The organism is Mycobacterium persicum, from assembly GCF_002086675.1.
In the GTDB taxonomy this organism is placed as follows: domain Bacteria; phylum Actinomycetota; class Actinomycetes; order Mycobacteriales; family Mycobacteriaceae; genus Mycobacterium; species Mycobacterium persicum.
The window spans coordinates 1-19,693 of sequence record NZ_MVIF01000049.1; the positions used below are offsets into that span (position 1 = coordinate 1).

12 protein-coding genes and 2 pseudogenes are annotated in these 19,693 nt (G+C 67.7%); 8 read left to right on the forward strand and 6 right to left on the reverse strand.

Annotated elements, in window-relative coordinates:
• Positions 1–520 (reverse strand): PE family protein (locus BST40_RS15770; protein ID WP_142276741.1); only part of this gene is annotated, 520 nt, incomplete at its 3' end.
• Positions 521–769: 249 nt separating this feature from the next.
• Here BST40_RS15770 and BST40_RS15775 point away from each other — a divergent pair.
• Entirely contained in the window at positions 770–1,003 is a 234-nt protein-coding gene (locus tag BST40_RS15775; protein WP_063470774.1) for a hypothetical protein, read from the forward strand.
• Between the two features lie 607 nt (positions 1,004–1,610).
• Positions 1,611–6,221: pseudogene (locus tag BST40_RS15785) on the forward strand (HAD-IC family P-type ATPase); the annotation flags it as partial.
• On the opposite strand, the gene BST40_RS15790 reads toward BST40_RS15785, so the two are convergent.
• From BST40_RS15790 to BST40_RS15800, 3 genes are all read right to left on the reverse strand, one after another.
• Positions 6,212–7,798, reverse strand: coding sequence for an AMP-binding protein (locus BST40_RS15790; RefSeq protein ID WP_075548645.1), 1,587 nt, complete (start codon positions 7,796–7,798; stop codon positions 6,212–6,214). The pseudogene BST40_RS15785 and the gene BST40_RS15790 overlap by 10 nt on opposite strands.
• Before the next feature lie 2 nt (positions 7,799–7,800).
• Positions 7,801–8,709: an SDR family NAD(P)-dependent oxidoreductase gene (locus BST40_RS15795; RefSeq protein ID WP_075548644.1), complete on the reverse strand. Its 909-nt coding sequence runs from the start codon at positions 8,707–8,709 to the stop codon at positions 7,801–7,803.
• Positions 8,710–8,809: 100 nt separating this feature from the next.
• Positions 8,810–9,757, reverse strand: coding sequence for an oxygenase MpaB family protein (locus tag BST40_RS15800; RefSeq protein ID WP_075548643.1), 948 nt, complete (start codon positions 9,755–9,757; stop codon positions 8,810–8,812).
• A 169-nt stretch (positions 9,758–9,926) separates the two neighbouring features.
• On the opposite strand from BST40_RS15800, the gene BST40_RS15805 reads away from it, so the two are divergent.
• The 4 genes from BST40_RS15805 (at position 9,927) to BST40_RS15820 (ending at position 14,478) form a co-directional block, all read left to right on the forward strand.
• Positions 9,927–10,532: a TetR/AcrR family transcriptional regulator gene (locus tag BST40_RS15805; RefSeq protein ID WP_075548642.1), complete on the forward strand. Its 606-nt coding sequence runs from the start codon at positions 9,927–9,929 to the stop codon at positions 10,530–10,532.
• 2 nt (positions 10,533–10,534) lie between these two features.
• Entirely contained in the window at positions 10,535–11,917 is a 1,383-nt protein-coding gene (locus BST40_RS15810) for an adenylate/guanylate cyclase domain-containing protein (protein ID WP_075548641.1), read from the forward strand.
• 90 nt (positions 11,918–12,007) lie between these two features.
• The gene (locus BST40_RS15815) at positions 12,008–14,254 is read left to right on the forward strand and encodes a heavy metal translocating P-type ATPase (protein ID WP_075548640.1); all 2,247 of its coding nucleotides are present in this window, start codon (positions 12,008–12,010) and stop codon (positions 14,252–14,254) included.
• Positions 14,254–14,478, forward strand: a complete 225-nt coding sequence (locus tag BST40_RS15820) for a heavy-metal-associated domain-containing protein (protein WP_075548639.1) — start codon at positions 14,254–14,256, stop codon at positions 14,476–14,478. The genes BST40_RS15815 and BST40_RS15820 overlap by 1 nt, the downstream gene beginning before the upstream one ends.
• 694 nt (positions 14,479–15,172) lie before the next feature.
• Here BST40_RS15820 and BST40_RS15825 read toward each other — a convergent pair.
• Positions 15,173–15,816: pseudogene (locus tag BST40_RS15825) on the reverse strand (TetR/AcrR family transcriptional regulator).
• A 78-nt stretch (positions 15,817–15,894) separates the two neighbouring features.
• Positions 15,895–17,001, reverse strand: coding sequence for an NAD-dependent epimerase/dehydratase family protein (locus tag BST40_RS15830; RefSeq protein WP_082275562.1), 1,107 nt, complete (start codon positions 16,999–17,001; stop codon positions 15,895–15,897).
• Between the two features lie 357 nt (positions 17,002–17,358).
• Here BST40_RS15830 and BST40_RS15835 point away from each other — a divergent pair, with 357 nt between their 5' ends.
• On the forward strand, positions 17,359–18,426 hold the full coding sequence (locus BST40_RS15835; protein WP_075548637.1) for a PrpF domain-containing protein: 1,068 nt from the start codon (positions 17,359–17,361) through the stop codon (positions 18,424–18,426).
• Between the two features lie 3 nt (positions 18,427–18,429).
• Entirely contained in the window at positions 18,430–19,692 is a 1,263-nt protein-coding gene (locus BST40_RS15840; protein ID WP_075548636.1) for an AbrB family transcriptional regulator, read from the forward strand.
• Position 19,693: the final 1 nt, after the last annotated feature.

Consider the following 19,693-nt stretch of genomic DNA (forward strand, 5'->3'; position numbering starts at 1 on the left):
GGCCAGCCTTTTGCCGAGTTCTTATGCCGGACGTTTCGGGGGGGATAGGAGACCGGCTAAAGCTCGTCATGCCGCCGTTGCCGTAAAGCAGGCCACCCGGCCCGCCGTCCTGCCCGGTGTTGGGTAGACCGTTGGTGCCATTGCCGATCAGCGGGCGGCCCAGCATGGCCTGAGCGGGCGCATTGACCGCGTTGAGCACGTTCTGCTCCAGGGTCTGCAAAGCCTGGAGCGGCGACGCGTTGGCTGCTTCGGCGCCCGCGTAGGACGTCGCACCCGCGCCGAGCGCCCGCACGAATTGGTCGTGGAAATCGACCGCCTGGGCACTCACCGCCTGATACGCCTGCGCGTGCGAATCGAACAGCGCGGCGATGACTGCCGACACCTCGTCGGCCCCGGCGGCCAACACACCCGTGGTCGGGATGGCGGCGGCGGCGTTGGCCGAGCTGATCGCCGCGCGGATGCCCGCGAGATCCGTCGCGGCCGCCGCAACCATTTCCGGTGACGCGATCACAAATGCCATCGCTACCTCTCCCGTCGGAGCGCCACCGAGAAAGTCGGCGAGAATTCAGCGTAACGGGGACTCGACAGCCCCCGGGTAGGAATGTTCCGGTCCCATCGTTATGAATCTGCACCGGACTACCAAACTGGACGCCTTGTCCCGCCATGAGCTGGAACGCAACAGCTCAAGCTCGACTGCCCACCGGCACCCGAAGTCGCGCCAACACTGCGGGTGTTCCCTGGTGCACTGAATTGGCTTACTGTGTGTTGCGTGGAGTCACACGGAACCCCTGAATTGGTGGCCGTCGAAAATTTGCACTCTGGTGACCCGATCACCGATATCAACGGTGGGGGTCAAAGGTACATAGTTCTCGAATCCAAGGCCGTCGGTGATGGCTGCGTGGTTCTTGAACTCGAGTCCAGGGTCGACCATCGACTGCAGGTCATCGAAAAGTCATTCCCCACCGGCTATCACGTTGGCCGGGCGAACCACCGCATTCTGTAGCGGCGAATTTCGTCGCTCGAATATCCGACCCGCGTGGTCCTTTCGGCGGCGACCGGTCGACTCAGCTATTCCGCGACCGGCGACCTCGCCATGGTCCCGACGGCCGCCAACGGACAACCCGCGGCTGCTGAGTACCACCGCGCTGACGATAACCTGATGCGGGCTCATTCCGTGCATATCCTGACCCTGGGTGCCACCGGGATCGCCGCGATGACCGTGTTTCTCGATCCGAGCCTGTTTAGCTCGTTCGGTTTGCCGTCAACTCGGTAGCCGGGTCCACCCGCACGCCGTGTGGACAGGTCGTTGACACGCCGCGAGTATTAGGGCGCGGTAGGCCCGGGCAAGGCACGGTAGGCCGCGGTAAGCACTGAGAGGTGGCGGAATGAAGGTTCCGGGTGTGGCCGACGTCGTCGGCGGGATCACCGGAGGGGCAGCACAGGCCTTGCGGGCCGGGGTGAGTGGTGTGGCCAGCGCTGCGGGCACGGTGGAGATGCTGGCCAGCCCGGTGCTGGAGCTGATCGTTCCGGTGGTGGAGGCCGCGGCTCACTCGACCGGACATGCGCTCGGGATGACGAGTTCGGCTACCGAACGGGCCGGGCGCCTCGCGCCGCCGATGCGTTGGCACAGCGGGCGGCGGGTTCACCTGGACCTCGATCCATTGCTGCCGTTTCCCCGATGGCATGAGCATGCGGCGGTGCTCGAGGAGCCGGTTCGCCGGATTCCGGGAGTCGCCGAGGCCCATGTGGAGGGCGCGTTGGGCCGTCTGGTGCTCGAAATCGCGGCCGATGCCGACAGCGACGCCGTCGTGGACGAGGTGCGCGACACGGTGTGTGCCGTCGCCGCCGACCTGACCTCCACGGTGTCGGCACCGCGGACCGCGCCCTTCGCCGACCCGGGCAACCCGCTGGCCATTCTGGTGCCGTTGACCGCGGCGGCGATGGACGTGGTAGCCCTCGGGGCGTCGGTCACCGGCTGGTTCACCCGGCTGCCCGTCGCGCCGCGAAGTGCGCGCGCGGCGGCCGCGCTGCTGAACAACCAACCGCGGGTGGTGGCGGTGCTGGAGTCGCGGCTGGGCAGGGTCGGCACCGACCTTGCGCTGAGCGCCTCGACAGCCGTGGCGTCCGGATTGAGCCAATCGGTCGGCACCCCGCTGCTCAACCTGGCCCAGCGGGGCCTGCAGCTGTCCGAGGCGGCAGCGCATCGGCAACGATGGCGTGTCCGCGAGCCCGAGCTCGCCTCACCCGGCCGGCCCCAGGCGCCGGTGGTCCCGGTCATCTCGTCGGCGGGTCCCGAGTCGCACGTGCCCCGGCACAACTGGGCGGCCACGGCCGCGGGCGACGCCTCGCACATCGTCGTCGACGGGGCCATCGATGCCGCCATCGACACCGCCAAGGGCTCGATGGCCGGGCCGGTCGAAACCTACGTGGACCAAGCCGCCAACGGCTCGGCGGTGGCAGCGGTGGGCGCGCTGCTGGCCGGCGGCGGACCCGCCGAGGCCGGCGAGGCCATCCTGGCGGGAGTGCCGAAGGCGGCCCACCTGGGTCGGCAGGCGTTCGCCGCGATCCTGGGTCGCGGCCTGGCCAACTCCGGGCAATTGATCCTCGACCCGGGAGCACTGCGGCGGCTCGATCGGGTGAAAGTGGTTGTCATCGACGGCGCCGCGCTGCGCGGTGATCACCGAGCCGTCTTGCGGGCGCGCGGCGACGAGCCGGGCTGGGATGACGACCGCGTCTACGAGGTTGCCGACGCGCTGCTGCACGGCGAGGAGGCACCCGAACCCGACCCCGACGAATTGCCCGCGACCGGCGCGCGGTTGAAATGGGTTCGGGCACAAGGGCCGTCGGCGGCTCCGGCGCAGGGTCTGGAACGTGCCGACCTGATTGTCGACGGCGAGACCGTAGGCAGCGTGGACGTCGGATGGGAGGTCGACCCGTACGCGATCGCGTTGCTGCAGACCGCCCACCGGACCGGAGCACGGGTGATTTTGCGCCACGTCGCCGGCACCGAGGATCTGGCCGCCAGCGTCGGCGCGACGCATCCGCCCGGCACGCCGCTGCTGAGGTTGGTGCGCGAACTGCGGGCGGATCGCGGCCCGGTGCTGCTGATCACCGCGTTGCACCGCGATTTCGCCTCCACCGATACGTTGGCCGCGCTGGCCATCGCCGACGTCGGGGTGGCCCTCGATGATCCCCGCGCGGCGACGCCGTGGACGGCGGACATCATCACCGGCACCGATCTCGCCGCCGCGGTGCGAATTCTGTCGGCGCTGCCGGTGGCGCGGTCGGCCAGCGAATCCGCGGTGCGCCTCGCTCAGGGCGGCACCACCCTGGCCGGCCTGCTGCTGGTCACCGGTGATCCGCGGCGCACCACCAATCCGCTCTCGTTGCGACGCTGGTTCAACCCCGTCAATGCCGCTGCCGCAACCGCTTTGGTGTCGGGAGCGTTCTCGGCCGGCAAGGTGCTGCGGCTGCCCGATCCCACCCCGCAACCGTTGACGGCCTGGCACGCCCTGGACCCCGAGATCGTCTATTCGCGCCTGGCCGGGGGGTCCCGGCCGTTGGCGGACGAGCCTGGCACCCCGGAATGGCGGCGCCGCCTGGACGACCTCTCCTACACCCCGGTTCTGGCGCCGCTGCGCAAACCGGCGAGGAACCTGGTGAAGCTGGCGGCCGCCACCCGGCACGAGCTCGCCGATCCGCTGACTCCGATCCTGGCTGTCGGGGCGGCGGCCTCGGCGATCGTCGGCAGCAACGTCGATGCGCTGCTGGTCGCGGGCGTGATGACGATCAACGCGATCACCGGTGGAGCGCAACGGCTGCGGGCCGAGGCCGCGGCGGCCGAGTTGTTCGCCGAGCAGGCCCAGTTGGTGCGCCGCGTGGTGGTCCCGGCGGTCGCGACCACCCGGCGCCGGCTGGAGGCGGCCCGTACCGCGACCCGGACGGTCACCGTGTCGGCGAAATCGCTACGCACCGGCGATGTCATCGACCTGGCCGCACCAGAGGTGGTACCGGCGGACGCCCGGGTGTTGGTGGCCGAGGACCTCGAGGTCGACGAATCCCTGCTCACCGGTGAGTCGTTGCCGGTCGGTAAGCAGGTGGACCCCGTCGCCGTCAACGACGACGACCGGGCCAGCATGCTGTTCGAGGGCAGCACCATCGTGGCCGGGCACGCCCGGGCCATCGTGGTGGCCACCGGCGTCGGTACCGCGGCGCACCGGGCCATCACCGCGGTCGCCGACGTCGAGACCTCGGCCGGGGTGCAGGCCCGGCTACGGGAACTGACCAGCAAGGTCCTGCCGCTGACGCTCGCCGGCGGTGCCGCGGTGACCGGCCTGGCGCTACTGCGGCGAGCGTCGCTGCGTCAGGCGGTCGCCGACGGCGTCGCGATCGCGGTCGCCGCCGTGCCCGAGGGCCTGCCGTTGGTCGCCACCCTGTCTCAGCTGGCCGCCGCGCAGCGGCTGACCGCGCGCGGCGCGCTGGTGCGCGCCCCCCGCACCATCGAAGCGCTGGGCCGCGTCGACACCGTCTGCTTCGACAAGACCGGCACGCTGACCGAGAACCGGCTACGGGTGGTGTGCGCCATTCCGGGTTCGGCCACGCCGGAACAGTCGTTCCCCGACGCCGCCGACCCGCGCTCGGCGGCGGTGCTGCGGGCCGCCGCGCGCGCGTCCACCCAGCCCCACGACGGACAAGGACACGCCCACGCCACCGACGAGGCGATCCTGGTTGCGGCGAATTCCCTTGACAGCCAAGGTGATTCGGAGTGGACTTTGGTGGCCGAGGTGCCCTTTGAATCCAGTCGCGGCTTCGCGGCGGCCATCGGCAGGACAGCTGACGACGCCCAGCCGGTGCTCATGCTCAAGGGCGCCCCGGAGACGATTTTGCCGCGCTGCCGTTTCGCCGACCCTTCAAAGGAGCAGGCCGACCTCCAACATGCCGAGTCGCTGGTGCACAGTCTCGCCGAGCAGGGCTTGCGGGTGCTCGCGGTCGCCCGGCGCCCCTGGGAGCACGACACCGCCGACGATGACGACACCGACGCCGACGCCGTCGACGCCGCCGCCCACGATCTGGAACTGCTGGGCTATGTCGGCCTGGCCGACACCGCGCGCCCCTCGGCGCGGCCGTTGATCGAGGCGCTGCTGGACGCCGAGCGCCACGTGGTGCTGATCACCGGCGACCATCCGGTCACCGCGCGGGCGATCGCCCGCCAGCTGGGCCTGCCGGCAGACGTGCGAGTGGTGACCGGAGCCGAACTGGCCAACCTCGACGAGGACGGCTGCGCCAAAATCGCCGCCGACGTACCGGTATTCGCCCGGGTCAGCCCGGAGCAAAAGGTCCAGATCGTCGCCGCTCTGCAGCGTTGCGGCCGGGTGACCGCGATGGTGGGCGACGGCGCCAATGATGCCGCCGCCATCCGGATGGCCGATGTGGGTATCGGGGTGAGCGGTCGCGGTTCGTCGGCCGCCCGCGGTGCGGCCGACATCGTCTTGACCGACGACGATCTGAGCGCGCTGCTCGACGCGCTGGTCGAGGGCCGCAGCATGTGGGCGGGGGTGCGCGACGCGGTCACCATCCTGGTCGGCGGCAACGTGGGCGAGGTGCTGTTCACCATTATCGGGACTGCGTTCGGGGCCGGCCGCGCGCCGGTGGGGACCCGCCAACTGCTGCTGGTCAACCTGCTCACCGACATGTTCCCGGCCCTTGCCGTGGCCGTCACGTCGCAATACGCCGCACCCGACGAGGCCGAATACGAGTCCGAGGAAGAGGCCGAAGAGGCCCGTCGCGCCCACCGGCGGGCGGTGCTGACCGGCCCGACGCCCTCCCTCGACGCGCCGCTGATGCGCCAGATCGTCACCCGCGGCGCGGTCACGGCAGCCGGTGCGACGGCGGCCTGGGCCATCGGCCGCTGGACACCGGGAACCGAACGCCGCACCTCGACAATGGGATTGACCGCGCTGGTGACCACCCAGTTGGCGCAGACCCTACTGACCCGGCGGCCCAGCCCCCTGGTCGTGGCGACCGCGCTCGGCAGCGCGGCCGTCTTGGTGGGCATCATCCAAACCCCGGTTGTCAGCCACTTTTTCGGATGCACACCGCTGGGCCCAGTCGCCTGGACGGGCGTGTTCGGCGCCACCGCCGGAGCCACCGTGGTCTCGGTGATCGCGCCGAAGTGGTTGGCTAACACCATCGGCGTCGCGCAGGACGACGATCAGGAGTGAGATTCGGGGCCGGCGATGCTCATCAGCTCCTTGCGCAGCACCTTGCCGGTCGTATTGCGCGGGATGCGGCTGACGACGTGAATGTCTCTGGGCTGCTCGAATCGAGAAACCCTGCCCTTCACGTACTCCCGGATCTCTTCCGGGTCGATGTCGCGGTCCGCCCGGGGGACGATGAACGCGGCCAACCGATGACCGAACCGTTCGTCGGGAACACCGATGACCGCGTTCTCGGCGATGTCGGGATGTTGGGCGAGAGCGTTTTCCAGGGCACGCGGATAGACATTCTCGCCACCCGAGAGGATCATGTCGTCTTCTCGCCCAACGATGTACAGCCGGCCGGACTCGTCGAGGTAGCCCATGTCGCCGGTACTGGCCATGCCGTCGATGACGACTTTGCCGCCACCGCCGGTATAGCCGTCGGATTTCAGTTCACCGCCGACGAAGATGCGTCCGGTGACCCGGGGCCCGACCGGGCGACCGCTTCGATCGAAGATGCGGACCGGGCAACCCGCCACGGGCCTGCCCACCGTTTCCGGAGCGGCCCGCAACTCGGCTGGTGTGGCCAAGGATCCGATGCCGACCTCGGTGGAGCCGTACAGGTTGTAGAGGATGTCACCGTAGGTCTCCATGAACCGTTGCGCCAGCCCCGGATCGAGCCGGTCCCCGCTGGAGATCACCACCCGCAGGCACGGAACCGGGTTTCGCGCCCGTACCCGCTGGGGCAGATCCAGAATGCGGGAAAGCATGACCGGGACCGCGCTCAGCGCGTCGGCCCGATGTAGCGATGCCTGGGCAAGAGCGGCTTCGGCATCGAAGCGTCGCCGGGTCAGCACCGTGCCGCCGAGGCCGATGGTCAGTGCGAGCATGCCGAAGCCCAACCCGTGAAACATCGGCGTGGCCAAGGCCATCCGCGAGCCGACCCGCAGCCGGGTGCGCTCCAGAACTGTCACGCCGACGCCCACGCCCGAACTCACCTTGGGGGTGCGTGGCACCCCCTTGGGCACGCCCGTCGTACCCGAAGTCAACAGGATGATCCGACCCGACGCGACAACCTCGGGCCGCGCACCACCGCGCATGGTGGTGACCGTCTGCGGATCGATTACCGTTGCCGGCTTGCCGGTTTCGGCGACTTGGTCGATGAATTCCTTGTCGCACAGCATTATTCGGATTTGGTGGGAATTCAGCGCGGCCGCCAACGCAGTGCTGCGGAATTCGGTGTTCACCAACACCACGTCGGCGCCCACCAGGCTCGCCGCGAACACCGACGTGACGAAATTGCGGCCGTTGCGGCACATCACGCCCATCGCCTGCCCGGCCCCGGCGCCGGTATCCGAGAGCTCGTGGGCAATCGATTCGGTCATCGACTGCAGCTCGCGGTAACTCAGCGCGCCGTCGTCGTCGATGATCGCGGTCCGGTCCGGCCATCGCGCCGCGGCAACCGCAAGCAGGGTGTACAGATTCATGCCGCCGCGATACAGCTCGCGGGCCAGGCGCAACAGCGCGACCGGGGCAGGCGGACTGAGCAGTCCGGAGAACAGCACCGCCCGAGCCGCCGTGCCGACCACGCTGCTGACCATCGTCACCTTTCCGTCCGGGCCGAGCCGGCGAAGAACCGACGATGCCACAATCCTGCGGCGCGTTCGGCCGGTCCGGCCAGCAACACCGAGGCAAGTTCGGCGGGCCAGAGCCAGGGTGGCTCGTTGGTTCGGGGCCGCTCGATGATCGCCTTGGCGATGGCGTCGGCGGCCTCATCGGGATACAGGCCGGGAAGTCGCCCGAGGATGGGTGTGGGCTCGATCATCCGGGTGCGCACCAGCGCAAAGTAGACCGTAGTCACATCCACACCGTCGACATGCAACTCCGGTGAAACGCTGCGCAGCCAGCGATCGAAGGCTCCCTTGGAGGCCTGGTAGGCCCCCCATTGCGGGCCGGGCACCACGCGTACTCCGACGCTGGAGACGTTGACGATGTGCCCGCGGCCCGCCTCACGCATCGCCGGCAGCAGTCCCAGCAACAGCCAGATCGGCCCCAGGTAATTGATGTCGATGGTGCGCTGGAAGTCGTGCGGCCGGTCGTACTGGTCGTGCAGCGACCGACGCAGCGACTTGCCCGCGTTGCTCACCACGATGTCCAGCGGACCGTGGTTCTCGTTGATGTGCTTGGTCAGTACGCTGACGGCGGCCTCGTCGGTGAGATCGGCCGGATAGGCGATCGCCGCGCCGCCGCCGGCGTTGATGGCCGCGGCGACGTCGTCGAGCCGGTCGGCCGATCGGGCCACGATCAGCACGGTCGCTCCCGCCGCGGCCAGTTTGCGGGCGGTCGCTTCGCCGATACCGTAGGACGCGCCGGTCACCAACACCGTCTTGCCGGAGACGGCGCCGCGCAGTTTGTCGGGATCCGATAGGCGCGCCGGGTTGGCCAGTCTGGTGCCGGCCTGTTCGAAGGCCTGTTCAAAGACCTTCGTAACCGCCTGCGTTGCCCGACTCATCCGACCAGATCTCCCAGTTGCGTTTTCACTATCTTGCCTATCTTGGCAATCTTGGCTCACGACCGCCATCGCGGTGCAACGGGCTCCCGTCTGCGGGGTTCTACCCTGTCGCGCGGCGGTTGTGCAGCGTGCGCGGGTCGACGCCGCAACGGGCCCACGCATCGGCTGCCCAAGGCGCGTAGACCCACCTCAGCGGTAGCCGGTTGATCAGCGGATTCACCGCCCGGACCAGCGCCGCGAACCGCTGGTATCGCTTCTCCTTCCTGGCATCCCAGTCCAGGTCGCAGACGTCGCGCATTTGCGGCGGCAACGTTCCCACGATGACCACCCGGGTGTAGGCGTTCAGTGGCGCAGACAAGACCTTCCAGATCGGGCCGGGAACCTTGCGTGGACCGGGTATCCCTTTGCGCAGGTAACCGGTGCCGTACCGGACCGTCTGGTGCGGGACGAACCGCTCGAGCATGCCCTCCCAGTAGGCGCAGAACTCGTCGTAGGTCTGGGGCTGGCCGCGATCGCTGACGCCGTAAAGGCGATACCAGGTCTTGCTTTCCTCGAAGATCTGCTCCTTCTCGGCGCGGGTCAGCCGCCGGATGAACATGTCCGCCGTGTACAGGATCTGGTCGACGAAGGTGGCATGGGCCCAGTAGAACAACTCCGGGTTAAGCGCGTGATACCTCGAGCCGTCGCTGATGGTGCCTTTGATCGACTTGTGGAAGTCACGCACCGTGCCGCCCCAGGCGGCGGGATCCTCGGAGTACACCGTTTTCATCAGTGGCGGCGCCGTCCGCCGGGCCCTGCCCACGGTGTCGCTGAAGATCACCGAATGATCGAAGACCCCCTGAGCGAGCTGCTCGATGCAGTTTTCGGTGCCCGCGACGCGCTGGAAGCCGAAGATTTGGGTGCGGTAGTCGCCGTAGAACTTCCAGATCAGCGAATCCGGGCCCAGCCGCGGCGACGCGGTGTGGTCAGCGGGTTGCTCGACGAGCACCGGCACCGCTTCCCGCACACCGGTGTCGAATCTCGCGCCGGCGGTCAATTCAGCCGTCATCGGTCCTCCGCGCCGCAACCTGACGAAGCAGTGACACAATTCTGTTTCTTTGTATCAAAGTAGCGGGCTAGATGGACGTCGGCAACGCGGTATCGAAATTGCCGCGACGGTCGTTGATCTGGGCGTGCCACAGCCGCCACGGCAATCTCGAAGGCAGGGCCGAACTATCATGCAGTCCAGGATGGGCGCCGAAACGAGCACCGACACGGCCGAGTCGATCACCGACCTGGACCGAACCATCCTGGACACCGCCCGCACGGTGTTCGAAACCTACGGCCTGCGCCGGGCCAACATCGAAGACGTCGCGGCGCGCGCCGGAGTGAGCCGCAGCACCATCTATCGACGCTTCCCCACCAAGGACGAACTCTTCGAACGCGTCGTGCGCCGCGAAGCCGAACGGTTCTTCACCACGCTCGACAACGCCACCGACGGCCTCGATCCACAGCAGGCGGTGATCGAGGCGTTCACCCTCGGGGTGCGACTGATCAAAGACTCGCCGCTGTATGCGCGCATCGCCGAGAGCGAACCCGAGCTGTTCGGCAGGTTCTCCCGATCGCATGTGTTCCCGATCGGCCAATTCGCCGACGGGATCGCCCGCACGCTGCGGCGCTGCGGTGCCGGCATGCCCGACTCCGACCTCGCTAACATCGCCGACATCCTGCTGCGGGTCGCGGTCGGCATCATCATGTTCCCCACCGACCGCCTCGACACCTCCGACGACGCGGCCGTCCGCGACTACGCCGCCCGCTATCTCGTCCCGATCGTCAGCGGGTAGCCGTGTCCGAGGTGTCCCCCACTCCCAGGACCCGCTACGCCAAGTGCGGCGAACTGGACATCGCCTACCAGGTGCTCGGCGATGGTCCGATCGACCTGCTCGTCGTGCCGGGGCCGACCATTCCGGTCGACACGATCGACGCCGAGCCGTCGATGTACCGCTTTCACCGGCGGCTGGCCTCGTTCAGCCGGCTGATCCGATTCGACCATCGAGGGGTCGGCCTGTCGTCTCGCGTTCCGTCGGCGGAGCTGCTCGGCCCCAAGTTCTGGGCCGAGGACGCGGTCGCGGTCATGGATGCCGTGGGATGCGAGCGAGCCACGGTCTTCGGGTCCGGCTTCACCGCGACGACGGCGCTGCTTTTCGCCGCCCGCTATCCCGAACGGGTGCAGAGCCTGGTGATCGTCGACGGCTCAGCACGCACGATGCGGGCGCCCGACTATGAGATCGGAATCGACTCGAAGACAGCCGACCCATTCCTCACCGTCGCGGTGGAGCCGGATGCCGTCGAGCAGGGCTTTGACGTGCTGCGCATCCTGGCTCCCAGCGTGGCCCGGGACATCGCTTTCCGCTCATGGTGGGATCTGGCGGGCAACCGGGCGGCATCGCCGAGCGCGGCTCGGGCCTTCAACAACGCCGTGCGCGACTCCGACGCGCGCGACTGCCTGCCACACATCACCGCGCCCACGCTGATCCTGCATCGTGCGCGTTCGAGATACGTGCCGGTCGAACACGGCCGTTACCTTGCTGCGCACATCGCCGGATCACGCTTCGTCGAGCTACCCGGCTCCGATTCGCTGTACTGGGTCGGCGACACCGCGGCGCTGCTCGACGAGGTCGAGGAGTTCATCACCGGGGTGCGCGGCTCGCTCACCGAGCGGGTGCTCACCACGATCATGTTCACCGACATCGTCGGCTCGACCCAACGTGCGGCCACCCTCGGTGACGATCGATGGCGCGACCTGCTCGACAACCACGACACTCTGGTCCGTCACGAAATCCAGCGCTTCGGCGGGCAAGAGGTGAACACCGCGGGCGACGGTTTCGTCGCGACGTTCAACAGCCCCAGCGCGGCGATCGCCTGCGCCGCCGACGTCGTTGGCGCGGTCCGGGTACTCGGCATCGAGGTCAGAGTCGGCATCCACGCCGGTGAAGTCGAGGTACGCGGCGCCCGGAAAGGCCACCACGGCGACGTCGCCGGCATGGCCGTGCACATCGGCGCGCGGGTCATGGCGCTCGCCGAACCCGGTGAAGTGCTGGTGTCCTCGACGGTGCGCGACATCGTCACCGGCTCCAAGCACAGCTTCGCCGAGCGCGGTGACCACGATCTCAAAGGTGTGCCGGGCCGGTGGCGGCTGTACGCACTGGTCAACGAGCCTTCCCGATAGCGGGAACCGATTGCCGCCGGTGTCCGACTTGTAGGCTGACAAGGGCACAAACACCAACCCAAGCCAATCCAAGCCAATCCGAGGAGGGCCGTGGCGGCTCCAGTTGTGGGGGACTCCGACCTCGGCTCCGCCCGGCCGTCGCCGACATATATCCAGCTCGATATCGCCGGAATGTCCTGCGCCGCCTGCGCGAGCCGGGTCGAAACGAAGCTGAACAAGGTTCCCGGGGTGCGGGCATCGGTCAACTTCGCCACCCGCGTCGCCACGATCGATGCCGTCGGCCACGCGGTCGACGAGCTGTGCCAGGTGGTCGAGAGCGCCGGATACCACGCGGTCCCGCATGCGGAGTCGGCCACCGACGAGCGCGATCCCGACGCCGAGCATGCCCGCAAACTGTTGTGGCGGCTGCTGGTGGCGGCGGTGCTCTTCGTGCCGCTGGCCGATCTGTCGACCATGTGCGCGCTCGTGCCCAGCGCCAGGTTCCCCGGCTGGGGGTTTGTGCTGACCGCGCTGGCCGCCCCCATCGTGACGTGGGCCGCCTGGCCCTTCCACTCGGTGGCGCTGCGAAACGCGCGGCACCGGACCGCGTCGATGGAAACGCTCATCTCGGTGGGCATCACGGCGGCCACCGCCTGGTCGCTGTCGACGGTGTTCGTCGACAAGCATCCGCGGGAAAGCAGCGGAATCTGGCAGGCGATCCTCAACAGCGACTCCATCTATCTCGAGGTCGCCGCCGGAGTCACGGTCTTCGTCCTGGCCGGCCGGTACTTCGAAGCCCGCGCCAAATCCAAGGCCGGCAGCGCGTTGCGCGCGCTGGCCGCGCTGGGCGCCAAGGATGTGACGGTGCTGCTGCCCGACGGAGCCGAACTGGTGATCCCGGCCGGCGAACTCAAAAGGCAACAGCGCTTCGTGACCCGTCCCGGCGAAACCATCGCCGCCGACGGGGTCGTCCTCGACGGCGCCGCGGCAATCGACATGAGCGCGATGACCGGCGAGGCCAAGCCGGTCCGGTCGGCTCCGGACTCCCCGGTCCTGGGCGGCACCGTCGTGCTGGACGGCCGCCTGGTCATCGAGGCCACCGCCGTGGGCGCGGACACCCAGTTCGCCGCGATGGTTCGCCTCGTCGAGGAAGCACAGGCGCAGAAGGCCGGCGCGCAACGCCTGGCCGACCGGATCTCCGCGGTGTTCGTGCCGGTGGTCTTTGCCATCGCGATCGTGGCCGGTGGGTGCTGGCTGCTCAGCGGGGCCGGCGCGGACCGGGCATTCTCGGTGACGCTCGGGGTGCTGGTAATCGCCTGCCCGTGCGCGCTGGGGCTGGCCACCCCGACGGCGATGATGGTGGCCTCCGGGCGGGGTGCGCAGCTGGGAATCTTCATCAAGGGTTACCGGGCGCTGGAAACCATCCATGGCATCGACACGGTGGTGTTCGACAAGACCGGCACCTTGACCGTCGGCCAGTTGCGGGTAAGCACGGTGACGACGGCCGCCGGGCGCGATTCCGCGGAGGTCCTGGCGCTGGCCGCCGCCGTGGAAGCGGCCTCCGAGCATGCCGTGGCAACCGCCATCGTCGCGGCGTCGCCGGCCCCGGCTCCGGTCGCCGATTTCGCCTCGGTGGCCGGATGCGGCGTGTCGGGACGTGTCGGCGGCCACCACGTCGAAGTCGGCAAGCCCTCCTGGATCACCCGCGACACACCGTCCGACGCCGCGTTGGACGACGCCCGCCGCGAAGGCGAGTCACGCGGCGAGACAGTCGTTTTCGTGTCCGTGGACGGCGTGGCCTGCGCCGCCGTCACGATTGCCGACGCGGTCAAGGAGTCGGCGGCAGACGCGGTCCGGGCGCTACGCAGCCGTGGGCTGCAGACCATGCTGCTCACCGGCGACAATCCGGCCGTGGCCGATGCGGTCGCTTCCCGGGTCGGTATCGACACCGCCATCGCCGATGTGCTGCCCGAAGGCAAAGTCAGCGTGATCCAGCGCCTGCGCGACCAGGGACATACCGTCGCCATGGTCGGCGACGGTATCAACGACGGTCCTGCCCTGGCAGGTGCCGACCTGGGGCTGGCGATCGGACGTGGCACCGACGTCGCGATCGGTGCGGCCGACATCATCCTGGTTCGCGACGACCTGCACATCGTCCCGCAGGCACTGGATCTGGCGCGCGCCACCTTGCGGACCATCCGGATGAACATGATCTGGGCGTTCGGTTACAACGTCGCCGCCATCCCGATCGCGGCCGCCGGCCTGCTCAACCCACTGATCGCCGGCGCCGCGATGGCGTTCTCGTCGTTCTTCGTGGTGTCAAACAGCCTGCGGTTACGTAACTTTGGGAGTCAATGATGGCCGAACAAACCTTCTCCGTCGACGGACTGCGCTGTGCGGGGTGCGTCGACACCGTCACCCACGCGCTGACGGCCCTGGAGCCCGTCAGCTCCGTCGCCGTCGATCTGGACGCCGACGGCCCGTCGACAGTGCGGATTTCGGCCGATGTGGAACTCACCCGCGAACAGGTCCAGGCGGCACTGTCGGGGAGTGGCGACTTTTCCGTCGTCGGCCAGGGGTAGCGCCCATGCTGATCTAGTCACCGCGCTGCGCGGAGTCCCGGACCAGGCGACCACATCATTCACATGGAACCCCAGCCGGTGCGCATTTTGCTCGCCTCACTCGGAATTCATGGGGACCACGAATGCTGCGGTGAGCGATGTCCTGTGGCGCAGCCTTGGATATCTGGCTCTGTTTTCGGCATACCTTGGCTCTGTTTTCGGCACGCCGATACCGCACCTTCGCTCAAACCTCTTGTGATGGGAGGCGTTCGGGGGAAGTCGCGCGCGCTCACCGTTATCGGCTGGTATGCCGCCGTATCGAGTGTGCGGTGACGGCTTTGACTGTGTATGTAAGGCGGGAACATCCACGATCGGCCCGCCCTGACGGCACAGTCGGCGCCATCAGCGCGCACTCGGCGCCATCACCGCGCACTCGGCGCCCCCAGCCGCCGACCCAGCAGCACCAGCACGCGATTTCCTTCTCCTCATGCCGGGGCGCAGTCCCACGACCGCCATTAGCGACAAGCCAAGGGGCGCAACGAATTTGTCGCGGGCAGGCGGGCAGAACGAGACATCCCGAACCCGTGAGACTGATGTGGCTGATGGGAAAGCCGCAGTTGTGTCCTATCACGAGGGCACTAGATCCGCGCCGTCCTAGGCCCAGAACAGCTTTGGGCCAGTAACCATCAAGTAGCGCCGGCCACCGCAACCGCGCTCATCCAGGAAGATGTGCGGGTTCCGCGCTGATCTCCAAAGCATCAGCGCGGAACGAATTTTGGGTAATCGAGCGGGATCGGCCAGCAACGCGACCAAGGTGAACTCCACGATCTCAACGGGATCGACCGCGAGATCCGGGAACGTCACTGCGTCGAACATCGCCTCGATCAGCCTGGCTACCGAAACCGGATTCAGTTCGCGCACATCGCCTTCGTCCTGTCCCGCCCGAATGAGATCCACGATCACCGGCTCGATCTTCGAAACCAGCGCCTGTTCGGCCGCGAAAGCGTCGTCATGCTGCAGTTCCGGGGTGATGATGATGGCGGCCAGTACGTTGGGCGAGCGATTCACATACTCGTAGGTCTCCAGGAGCCAGCGGTGCAGCTTGACCACCGCCGGGGCGCGCACCGCCGCGAGCTCGTCGGCCACCGCCAGGGGACGCTCCAGAGCGAGCCGCACCAATGCCGCGAGAATGTCTTTCTTCGAGGAGAAGTGCTTGTAGAGGGCCGGCTGCTCGACGCCGACGGCGGCGGCGATCTCCCGGGTCGAGGTGGCGGAGTAGCCCCGCAGCGAGATGAGCTCGGCGGCCGCGCGCAAGATGCGGTCCGCCGTTGGGCTGCGTCGTGCGGCTTCCCCGGACATGCACCTAAGGTAAGCCATCAGCCACCAGCGCAGCTGTGCGGTTCCGGTACGACACGAGCAGCATCGCGGCCCGGCCTCTCAGGCTTCTGCCGCGAGCCGTTGCGCCGGATGCGACCGTGACCGCGGCGCGGTCGCGGGATGTTGGTTACGCGGCGCAACACCGGCACACTGACCGCGGTGGGCCTTGGCAGGCCTGTCGGTCCTGACCGGGTGAAATACCCCTACGTGGTAGGAGCTGCTGGCATATTCCTTGGCGCCCACCAGTTGCGACAGCGGCGTGCGGACCGGTTCGCCGTCGGCCACCCGGGCTGCGACGGCATTCAGATCGAAGCGTGGATTCCATCCCAGTTCCTGGCGGGCCCGGGTGTTGACGTACACGCGGTCCAGCCGGTCGGGAAACCGCCAGCCACGTTCGGCCCACACCGCCGCGGCATCCGGCACCCGACGCGCCAGCACCGCGGCTGCGTCAGTTCGCAACTCGGCCATGTCCTCCTGAGCGAACGGTGTGGTGGCGGAGATGATGTACCGGGCGAATCCCAGGCTCGGTGCGAGCTGCGCCGCCCTCAGATGCGCGTCGACCGCGTCCTCGAGGGCGACGCGCCGGCATGCATACTCGTTGGCCTTGATGTTGTCGTCGCTGCGACCGTCGTAATCGTCGGGCATATCGTCGAACTCGGCGAAGAACCGCGCCACCCGCAGCACCACACAGGCCAGGCCGTCGTTACGATGCGCCAGCTGGCACAGGTCCTCGGCGGCGGCCTTGGTCACCCCGTAGATGTTTTTCGGTATCGGCACCACCGATTCGTTGATCCAGGCCGCGGGCTCGCCCGGCGGCGGCACCAGCGCGTCCCCGAAAACCGTTGTCGAGGACGTCATCACAAAGGAGCGGACGTTCGCCGCGACCGCGGCGTCGAGCAGATGATGAGTGCCGCTGATATTCGTCTCCACAAATTCATGACTCGGCACGAAGGCCAGCTGCGGCTTGTGCAGGGTAGCCGTGTGAAATACCACCTCTACGCCGGCCATCACCTCGCGCAACAAAGCCGGGTCAGTCACCGATCCGACAACATCGGTCCACTTCGACGGCCGGCTGTCCAGACCGATGACGTCGGCTCCCCGCTGCCGCAGGGTTCGCACCAGTGCCTCGCCCAGGTGGCCGGAGCTGCCGGTCACCAGGGTCCGCATGTTGAGTTCCGGCGTCCGGGTCCACGAGCTCGCCGCGATTGCGGCTTGGCGTTGTTGGTTATCAGTGGATAACATGGGTTTATGGTATCGGCTGATAACCGGATGTCAAGACCTTTTGACGTGGCTTCACGCGGTAGCGGCCGACCCCATAACGCCGATTTTTCGCCGGCGCCCACCCCTTGACCGCCCGGGATATCAGATGATAACTTTTGTTATCAGTCGATAGCCGATGTCAACTGCACCGCCCTCACTGGCAGCGCCGGGCAGTTAGCCCGGCACTCCAAGGAGGGTCCAAAAGCGAATGTCTATGTCCATGGTGAAGCCCAAACCGCCCACCCGGCCGGTAGCGGGCCCCAAATGATCTCGGTGCCAGCGATGTTGATGCGGGGCGGCACCTCCAAAGGGGTCTACCTGCTCAAGTCGGATCTCGATCGCGTCAGTGCAGACCGGAATGTGCTGCTGCCTGCCGTCATGGGCTCACCAGATCACCGGCAGATCGACGGACTTGGCGGCGGCAGCTCAACAACCAGCAAGGTCGCGATAGTCGGGCCGGCGACCCGTCAAGGCAGTGACATCGACTATCTGTTCGCACAGGTGGATGTCGAATCCATGCGGGTGGATTGGACACCGACGTGCGGGAACATCCTCGCCGGGGTGGGACCGTTCGCGATCGAGCGCGGACTTGTCGCACCGGTTGACGGTCACACCTCGATCCGGGTCCATCTGGTTAACACCGGTGCTACCGTGGCGGTTTCGGTGCCCACCCCGGGCGGGCAGGTCGAGTATGCCGGCGAATTCGAAATCAGCGGTGTGCCCGGACGCGCCGCGGCGATCGACATGGTGTTCAGCGAGTTCTGCGGCGGGAGCACCGGGGCATTGTTCCCGACGGGAAATCCCGTCGACGATGTCGACGGAGTCGCGGTCACCGCGATTGACGCCGGGGTGTGCGCCATCATCGCCCACGCGGAAGCGTTCGGGATCGCGGGCGACGAATCGCCGCAGCAGCTTACCGGCGATCGCGAATTGCTGTGCGATATCGAATTGGTCCGGCTGCGTGCTGCGGTCGCGATGGGCCTCGGCGACGCCACCGGACGCGTTCTGCCGAAGGTCATGCTGATCTCCAAGTCGCACCGTGGTGATCTCCGGTCGCGCTACTTCGTGCCGAGCAGCTGCCATCCAACCCACGCGGTTTCCGGGGCGCTATGTCTGGCGACGGCAGCAACCTTCGCCGACACGGTTGTCGGAAGACTTCTCCCGCAACGCTTCACCGCCGGGCCGTTGGTGATCGAACATCCGGTCGGCGCAATGGACGTGGAGGTCGTCGACGGCGGCGGGGCCGACAGGATTTCCGCGGTGCTGCGCAGCACAGCGCGAAAGCTGTTCGACGGCTATGTGTTTGCCGACCTGGGCAAAATGGTCGCCTGAACGATGGATATCCGACAAAAGCTGCGAACCGGCGGTTACTGGTCGTGCTGTCTGCTACTCACGATCACACTTGGGCTGCTGCTCTCGGCATTTCACATGCCGATCGGATGGCTGATCGCCGCGCTGGCCAGTGCCGGATGCATGGCGGTGTTGGCGGGCGGGGAGTTCGTGCCGCACAAGCTTCTGCTTCGGCCGGCGCAGGGATGCATCGGCATGGCGGTCGCCGTGCCGCTGAGCGGCCTGGCCAGTACCACGATCGCCGGATACCTCGGAATCTCTGCGGTGTGCTCCGCAGCGACGCTGATCTTATGCCTGGTCTGCGGCCTTGCCTTGACCCGCGCCGCGAAAACGCTGTCGCCGGCAACCGCGTTGCTGTCGACATTGGCGGGCGGGGCCAGCGGAATATGCACCATGGCACCGGAATTGCGCGTCGATCATCGTTACGTGGCGCTGTCGCAATACCTTCGGGTGGTCGCGGTCGCGCTGACGGTTCCGCTGGTCCTGCAATGTGTCGGCGCTCCAGCGGGCCGGTCGCATCCAGCCGGGAGTCACGCCACGCTGGTCTCCAGTGTGGCCGCGATCGTGGTCATCGTCGCAGCCGGTTACGCCGGATTGAAGTGGAAATGGCCGGCGCCGTTTCTGATCGCTCCCATGCTGGTCGCACTGGTGACTCAACTCCCCGGCCCCGGGCAATTCGTGCTGGCCCTGCCGCCCACGCTCAATGCCGTCGCATACGTCGTGATCGGGTGGCAGGCCGGAGGCGCCCTCACCCTCGGCGCACTCCGTCAATGCCTGCGACTACTGCCTTTGACATGCGCCTTCATCGGAGTCGCCATCGCTGGGTGCTTGGCGTTGACGTTCGTGGTGTCGGCCTGGACCGGTGTGTCCTTTACCCAGGCATATCTGGCGACCACACCGGGCGGAATCTATGTGGCGCTGGCAGCCAGCGACTCGGCGGCCGAGCCGCTGGTGGCGACCATGCAGGTGGTGCGTCTGCTGGTGATGAACATCGCCGCCATCATCGGCAGTAAACTGCTTACCACCCAAAAGGATTCGCGCCCCGACGAACCGCGAGAAGAGCCGCGGCTGCCGGCCGGCGTGCTCGTCGGGGTCGGTCGGACATGGCGACTGGTCCGCGCCGGCCGGTCGACGAGCCCTGCTTTCGACGACCGGCAACGACGGTTGGTTTCCGCCTGCGCCACCGCGTCATCGTCGGAAGCAGCGCCGGCCCCCGGCACGGCATGGAGCTCGGCCCGGGTGCTGTGAT

Bases quoted from the DNA above. Each gene is read 5' to 3' on its own strand.
- BST40_RS15790 (WP_075548645.1), bottom strand. From the start codon at position 7,798: ATGGTCAGCAGCGTGGTCGGCACGGCGGCTCGGGCGGTGCTGTTCTCC.
- BST40_RS15795 (WP_075548644.1), bottom strand. From the start codon at position 8,709: ATGAGTCGGGCAACGCAGGCGGTTACGAAGGTCTTTGAACAGGCCTTC.
- BST40_RS15800 (WP_075548643.1), bottom strand. From the start codon at position 9,757: ATGACGGCTGAATTGACCGCCGGCGCGAGATTCGACACCGGTGTGCGG.
- BST40_RS15805 (WP_075548642.1), top strand. From the start codon at position 9,927: ATGCAGTCCAGGATGGGCGCCGAAACGAGCACCGACACGGCCGAGTCG.
- BST40_RS15820 (WP_075548639.1), top strand. From the start codon at position 14,254: ATGGCCGAACAAACCTTCTCCGTCGACGGACTGCGCTGTGCGGGGTGC.
- BST40_RS15830 (WP_082275562.1), bottom strand. From the start codon at position 17,001: ATGCGGACCCTGGTGACCGGCAGCTCCGGCCACCTGGGCGAGGCACTG.
- BST40_RS15835 (WP_075548637.1), top strand. From the start codon at position 17,359: ATGATCTCGGTGCCAGCGATGTTGATGCGGGGCGGCACCTCCAAAGGG.
- BST40_RS15840 (WP_075548636.1), top strand. From the start codon at position 18,430: ATGGATATCCGACAAAAGCTGCGAACCGGCGGTTACTGGTCGTGCTGT.